Below are 4760 nucleotides of genomic sequence, written 5' to 3'. Positions count from 1 at the left end.
TTCGGGATGGGCTAAAATATACGGCCGGCCGGTGGGCTGCCGTTTTTCCAGGTTTTCTACACCCACTACCTTGTCCGCTCCGTTGACGTAGCAGACCAGCCGCAACGCGCCGGGGCCGATGGCCACAACCTTCCTGGCCGGAACGGGAACTTCCACCTGCCGGCCGGCCAGGTCGGTGACAACGGTTTTCTGCGGTGCAACCTTATCCTGTCCGGTTGTTTTGGCACCACACCCACCCAGGACAACCAGTGTAACCAGCAGGATAATGAACAGGAACCCCGCCTTCAGCGCTTTTGTCCGCATTTCTCCTACCCCCTGTTAATGGATTTTACAGTTTAAAACGAGAGTGAAGCCAGCAATTGATTTACCTGTTCCCGGCATCTCCCTTCCGGTAGCGGACTGCCTGTTAGATTGGCTTCCATGATTTCGGGCGAAAAGCCAAATGCGCCCAGTACCGGAATACCTCTCTCAGACAGCTCACGGCGGAGAAAAGGTTCCGTCGCGGCATCGACCTTATTTAAAACAGCTATAAAATCTTTGCTTAATTGCGCTGCCAAGGCTTTGGCCCGTTCTGCCAGCAGGACCGCTTCGTGCGAAGGATCAACAACCATCAGCACCAGGTCCACGCCCTCTACTACTCCCCGGCCGAAATGCTCCACCCCCGCTTCGGTATCTACAAGCACCCACTCGTTTTTACCAACCTGCAACTGTTTTAAAAACGAACGTGCTACGGCACCCATCGGACATGCACAACCTTCCAGGCTGCGCTCAATTTTACCAATGCGCAGGAAACGCAGCGGCCACTCCCCGCCAGTACATTCGGCGGGCAGGCTGGCCAGGTTCAAATCGCCCGCGAAAAAGCCCGTGTTTTCGTCACCCTTTTTCTGAATGGAGGCGAGCAACTTGTCGCGTACCGCAGGTTTACCGCCCAGACAGCCCATTAAAGTTGTCGCCGGACTGGTAAGGCCCAGCATTTCAGGCAGACCCAGGTTTGACTCGTCAGTATCCACCACCAGCACCTTCCCCCGTTCAGCGAGCACTTTTGCCAGCAGGGTTGCCAGCGTACTCTTACCGCTGCCGCCCCGGCCGCAGATCATGATTTTTGGCATGCCAAGAACCCCCTTTTTGTTTTTCCTGAAAAAAGCAAAAGACCCCAATACCAGCCTTCAGGCCGGCAAAAGGGTCTTCGTAACCCCAGAATTCGATCGTTCTTAACTTTTAGTTTACATCAATAATATTTTACATGTGAAAAGAAAATCCTGCAACATATTTAATTAATCTTTACTTTTTAAACCAGCCGATGCGTGCACCGGGAACGCTGTCCACATCAGATGAATACGGTTTTATGTCTATAAGCGGGCTGCCGTCCAGTGCATCGACCCCACGTACCAGCAGGCGGTTATCCTTCACCTCCAGCAACTCCGCCACACAGAAGGCAATGGGGTTGGGCCGCGACGGTGAACGGCAGGCAAAAACACCGCGTATTTCCGGGCCAAAGGGCGTTCTTGTCTGCAGCGTATCCCGGCGCGCCAGGTGGCACCAGTAAAGCACAATCAGGTGAGTTGCCTGCTCCACATCTTTCAGACCTTCCATGAACTGGGGATATATCTCCAGCTCCGCCGTCCGGTCGGAAAAACGCCCCTGGTGCGGTGCCTCGCCGGGGACCCGGTAAGGACTGTGGATTACTCCAATAGGAATTAACTTCAAAAACGCTCACCTCTACTCAAAAACATTTCCGCGTAATCAGCATACCTGCCTGCAAAAACCGGCCTGGTAAACCACATCCCCTTTTCGCCTAGAACGACGGATAACGGTTTGGCACGCTCGTAGTCCATCTCACCAGCTTCATTGAAAAAGCGATCATCTACCTCCAGATGCACCACTTTGCCGATAATCAGCGCATAGTTCTTCCTCCTGATTTCCTCTACTAAAACGCACTCCACCCACGCCAGGCAACCTTCAATTCCGGGCACCTTAACTTTTTGAGAAGGACGGGGTTTTAAGCCGGACTCTTCGAACTCGTCCACTTCCGGAGGATAATTTCTCGAACAAACCATTACTGCCTCAACCAGATCGACAGGCGGCACATTAACCACAAATTCCCCTGTTTCCCGGATATTATTTAAAGTATCCCGCTTAATCCAGGAAGCCAGAATTATGTCATCAAAGGGCCTTAAAATCGGGGTAATATTGGACCAGGGAGCAATATTACGCACCCCATCTTTTCCCACTGTAGAAATCAGCACCACTGGCAACGGCATTACCTGTTCCCTCTTGCGCGGCGCCAGAATCATCCCTTCCCGCCTCCTTATCATGTATGTTTAAAATTTCAAGGATCAGTAGTCACCATTTGGTCAAATAAACCTTGTCTCCTTCCTTAAAAGCACGGATCAGCTCGCAGTGCCGGAGGACAGCAATTTGCCGTTCCAATTCGTGGGGTTTTACCTTAACCATGGTCAACAATTCTTCCCTGGTAATTTTTCCTCTCTCCTCTATTGCGCGGTAGATATGTTTTTGCAGTTCCGTCAAGCCCGCGGTACCCGACTGACCCAACTGTTTCCGCGTCGCCACAGCTCCTGCCACTGCTGCAGGATCACATGCCTTGGGCGGGTTGATTAGATATATATAACAATCTTCGCACAAAATCTGTCCGTGGAAATCGTAGCTCTCCCCTTCTTCGAGAAGCGTCTGGCAACGCTCGCACTGCATGATGACTTAACCCCTCCTTGTTTTAACTGTGCAATTCCCTTGTTTTTCCCTTATCCCTCCGCCGTCAAGGCATCCAGCACCCTCATGGCTTCTGTAGCATAAGCAACGGCAGGTCCGCCGCCCATCATTACGGCTACGGAAATAGCCTCTAAAATCTCTTTTCTGCTGGCGCCCATTTGCAGGGCTCTGGTTACATGATTGGCAATGCAGTAAGAACACCTTATGGCCACGGAGATGCCCACCGCGATCAATTCCTTTTGCTTTGCCGAAAGGGCAACGTCGGCAATAACCGCTTCGTGCAGCTGGTGAAAATTCTTCATTACCTCCGGCAACTCTTGAGCCAGCTTTTCCAGATAGGTGTTTAAGCCTTCATTATTCTTTTGTGCTTCCATTCTAACCACCTCCGTAAATACTCTTGTAAACACTATCTATCAAGCGCAGGGGATACAGGCCTGGATTACTCAGCCTCTGAAATACTACCGCCACAGGCTACACGGCTTCGCACAAATCGATTAAGTTAAAATGAGAGTGAAGCCAACAATTCATCTACCTGTTCCTGGCAGTTTCCTGCCGGCAGCGGATTGCCCGTCAGGTTGGCTTCCATGATTTCGGGCGAAAAGCCAAATGCGCCCAGTACCGGAATACCTCTCTCAGACAGCTCACGGCGGAGAAAAGGTTCCGTCGCGGCATCCACCTTATTTAAAATAGCTATTAAATCTTTGCTTAATTGCGCTGCCAGAGCTTTTGCCCGTTCTGCCAGCAGGACCGCCTCGTGCGAAGGATCAACCACCATCACCACCAGGTCCACACCCTCTACAACTCCCCGGCCGAAGTGCTCCACCCCGGCTTCGGTATCCACAAGCACTCACTCGTCCTGATCAACCCGCAACTGCTTTAAAAACGAGCGGGCCACCGCCCCCATGGGACATGCGCAACCTTCCATGCTGCGCTCAATTTTACCAATACGCAGGAAACGCAACGGCCACTCCCCACCAGTACATTCCGGGGGCAAACTGGCCAGGTTTAAACCATCCGCGAAGAAACCCGTGTTTTCGTCACCCTTTTTCTGAAGGGAGGTCAGCAACTTCTCGCGCACCGCCGGTTTACCGCCCAGGCAACCCATTAAAGTTGTCGCCGGACTGGTAAGGCCCAGCATTTTATGCAGGCCCAGGTTCGATTCGTCGGTATCCACCACCAGCACCTTCCCCCGTTCAGCAAGCGCTCTTGCAGCAAGGTAACCAGCGTGCTCTTGCCGCTGCCGCCCCGGCCGCAGATCATGATTTTGGGCATCGAAAAACCCCTCCTATCCTGTATTTTTCAAAAAATACAAAAGACCCTCTGCCCAGCCTTCAGGCCGGCAAAAGGGCCTCCCTGACCCAAATTTTATCGCCCTATTTCTTGTTTCATGTCAATAATTTTACATACGAAAAGAAAATCCTGCAACAAAAATTTTTAACAGCTTAATTTTTCATGCACGTACATTTGCCCCAAAAAACTTTAATGCAAAACTTTTTAATTTTCGGCGCTAATTGCAGGATCCCCTGAAACACCTGGCAGGGTAAGCCGCCATTTTTTACTTGACTTCCGTAGTCCTGCGGATTATATTTTTTATAACATATGTTCATTTTAACAAGCAAGGTGGTTGAAAATGCCTGTTTACGACTTTAAGTGCCAGGACTGCGGCCACATCTGGGAAGTCAACCTTTCCGGAGCAGCGGTTACCCCGAAAGCTGCCCGAACTGCCAAAGCAACAGCCTTACGCGGCTTTTCCCCGCCCCCTATGTAATGAAAGGATCATCCCGGCCAGCAGGGACAACATGCTGTGGGCGAACAGAGCGCTGCAGCGCACCCCCCTGTTCTTCAGGCAACTCCTGCCGAAGATCATAATTTACTGTCCTCTAATCATTGACGATCCGCAGCTCGGGCAGGTTAAACTGGCACAGGGAACCCCCGGCTGATGAGGTACCTGGGCACCGCATTGAGGGCAAACGCAGGCCCCTGCCGGAGCACCGGTTTTTCCTCCGCCCATGGCCGGCTGAACCTGAGAAGGT

9 protein-coding genes and 1 pseudogene are annotated in these 4760 nt (G+C 51.8%); 2 read left to right on the top strand and 8 right to left on the bottom strand.

The annotated features are described in order from the left end of the window. From ACPLUI_RS10110 to ACPLUI_RS10075, 8 genes and pseudogenes are all read right to left on the bottom strand, one after another. A pseudogene (locus tag ACPLUI_RS10110) lies at positions 1-303 on the bottom strand (iron ABC transporter substrate-binding protein); the annotation flags it as partial. Positions 304-335: 32 nt separating this feature from the next. Next, positions 336-1109, bottom strand: coding sequence for a nitrogenase reductase (locus ACPLUI_RS10105; protein ID WP_424660139.1), 774 nt, complete (start codon positions 1107-1109; stop codon positions 336-338). A gap of 172 nt (positions 1110-1281) precedes the next feature. Beyond that, positions 1282-1707, bottom strand: a complete 426-nt coding sequence (gene tsaA / locus ACPLUI_RS10100) for a tRNA (N6-threonylcarbamoyladenosine(37)-N6)-methyltransferase TrmO (RefSeq protein ID WP_424660138.1) — start codon at positions 1705-1707, stop codon at positions 1282-1284. Next, positions 1704-2294: a flavin reductase family protein gene (locus tag ACPLUI_RS10095; protein ID WP_424660137.1), complete on the bottom strand. Its 591-nt coding sequence runs from the start codon at positions 2292-2294 to the stop codon at positions 1704-1706. Before ACPLUI_RS10095 ends, tsaA begins: the two co-directional genes overlap by 4 nt. A gap of 49 nt (positions 2295-2343) precedes the next feature. Beyond that, the gene (locus tag ACPLUI_RS10090; protein WP_424660136.1) at positions 2344-2709 is read right to left on the bottom strand and encodes a hypothetical protein; all 366 of its coding nucleotides are present in this window, start codon (positions 2707-2709) and stop codon (positions 2344-2346) included. A 50-nt stretch (positions 2710-2759) separates the two neighbouring features. Continuing rightward, the gene (locus ACPLUI_RS10085) at positions 2760-3101 is read right to left on the bottom strand and encodes a carboxymuconolactone decarboxylase family protein (protein WP_424660135.1); all 342 of its coding nucleotides are present in this window, start codon (positions 3099-3101) and stop codon (positions 2760-2762) included. Positions 3102-3226: 125 nt separating this feature from the next. Further along, on the bottom strand, positions 3227-3574 hold the full coding sequence (locus ACPLUI_RS10080; protein WP_424660134.1) for a hypothetical protein: 348 nt from the start codon (positions 3572-3574) through the stop codon (positions 3227-3229). Then, positions 3575-3910: a hypothetical protein gene (locus ACPLUI_RS10075; protein ID WP_424660133.1), complete on the bottom strand. Its 336-nt coding sequence runs from the start codon at positions 3908-3910 to the stop codon at positions 3575-3577. Positions 3911-3933: 23 nt separating this feature from the next. Here ACPLUI_RS10075 and ACPLUI_RS10070 point away from each other — a divergent pair, with 23 nt between their 5' ends. Continuing rightward, positions 3934-4173 (top strand): hypothetical protein, encoded by a 240-nt coding sequence (locus ACPLUI_RS10070; RefSeq protein ID WP_424660132.1) that lies wholly within the window; start codon positions 3934-3936, stop codon positions 4171-4173. Positions 4174-4526: 353 nt separating this feature from the next. Then, on the top strand, positions 4527-4667 hold the full coding sequence (locus ACPLUI_RS10065) for a hypothetical protein (protein ID WP_424660131.1): 141 nt from the start codon (positions 4527-4529) through the stop codon (positions 4665-4667). The last annotated feature ends 93 nt before the right edge of the window (positions 4668-4760 follow it).

Origin of the sequence: Desulfofundulus sp. (genome assembly GCF_049701015.1) — a bacterium.
In the GTDB taxonomy this organism is placed as follows: domain Bacteria; phylum Bacillota; class Desulfotomaculia; order Desulfotomaculales; family Desulfovirgulaceae; genus Desulfofundulus.
Note: the sequence above shows the minus strand (reverse complement) of the source record. Positions and strands in the feature narration are given on the sequence as shown.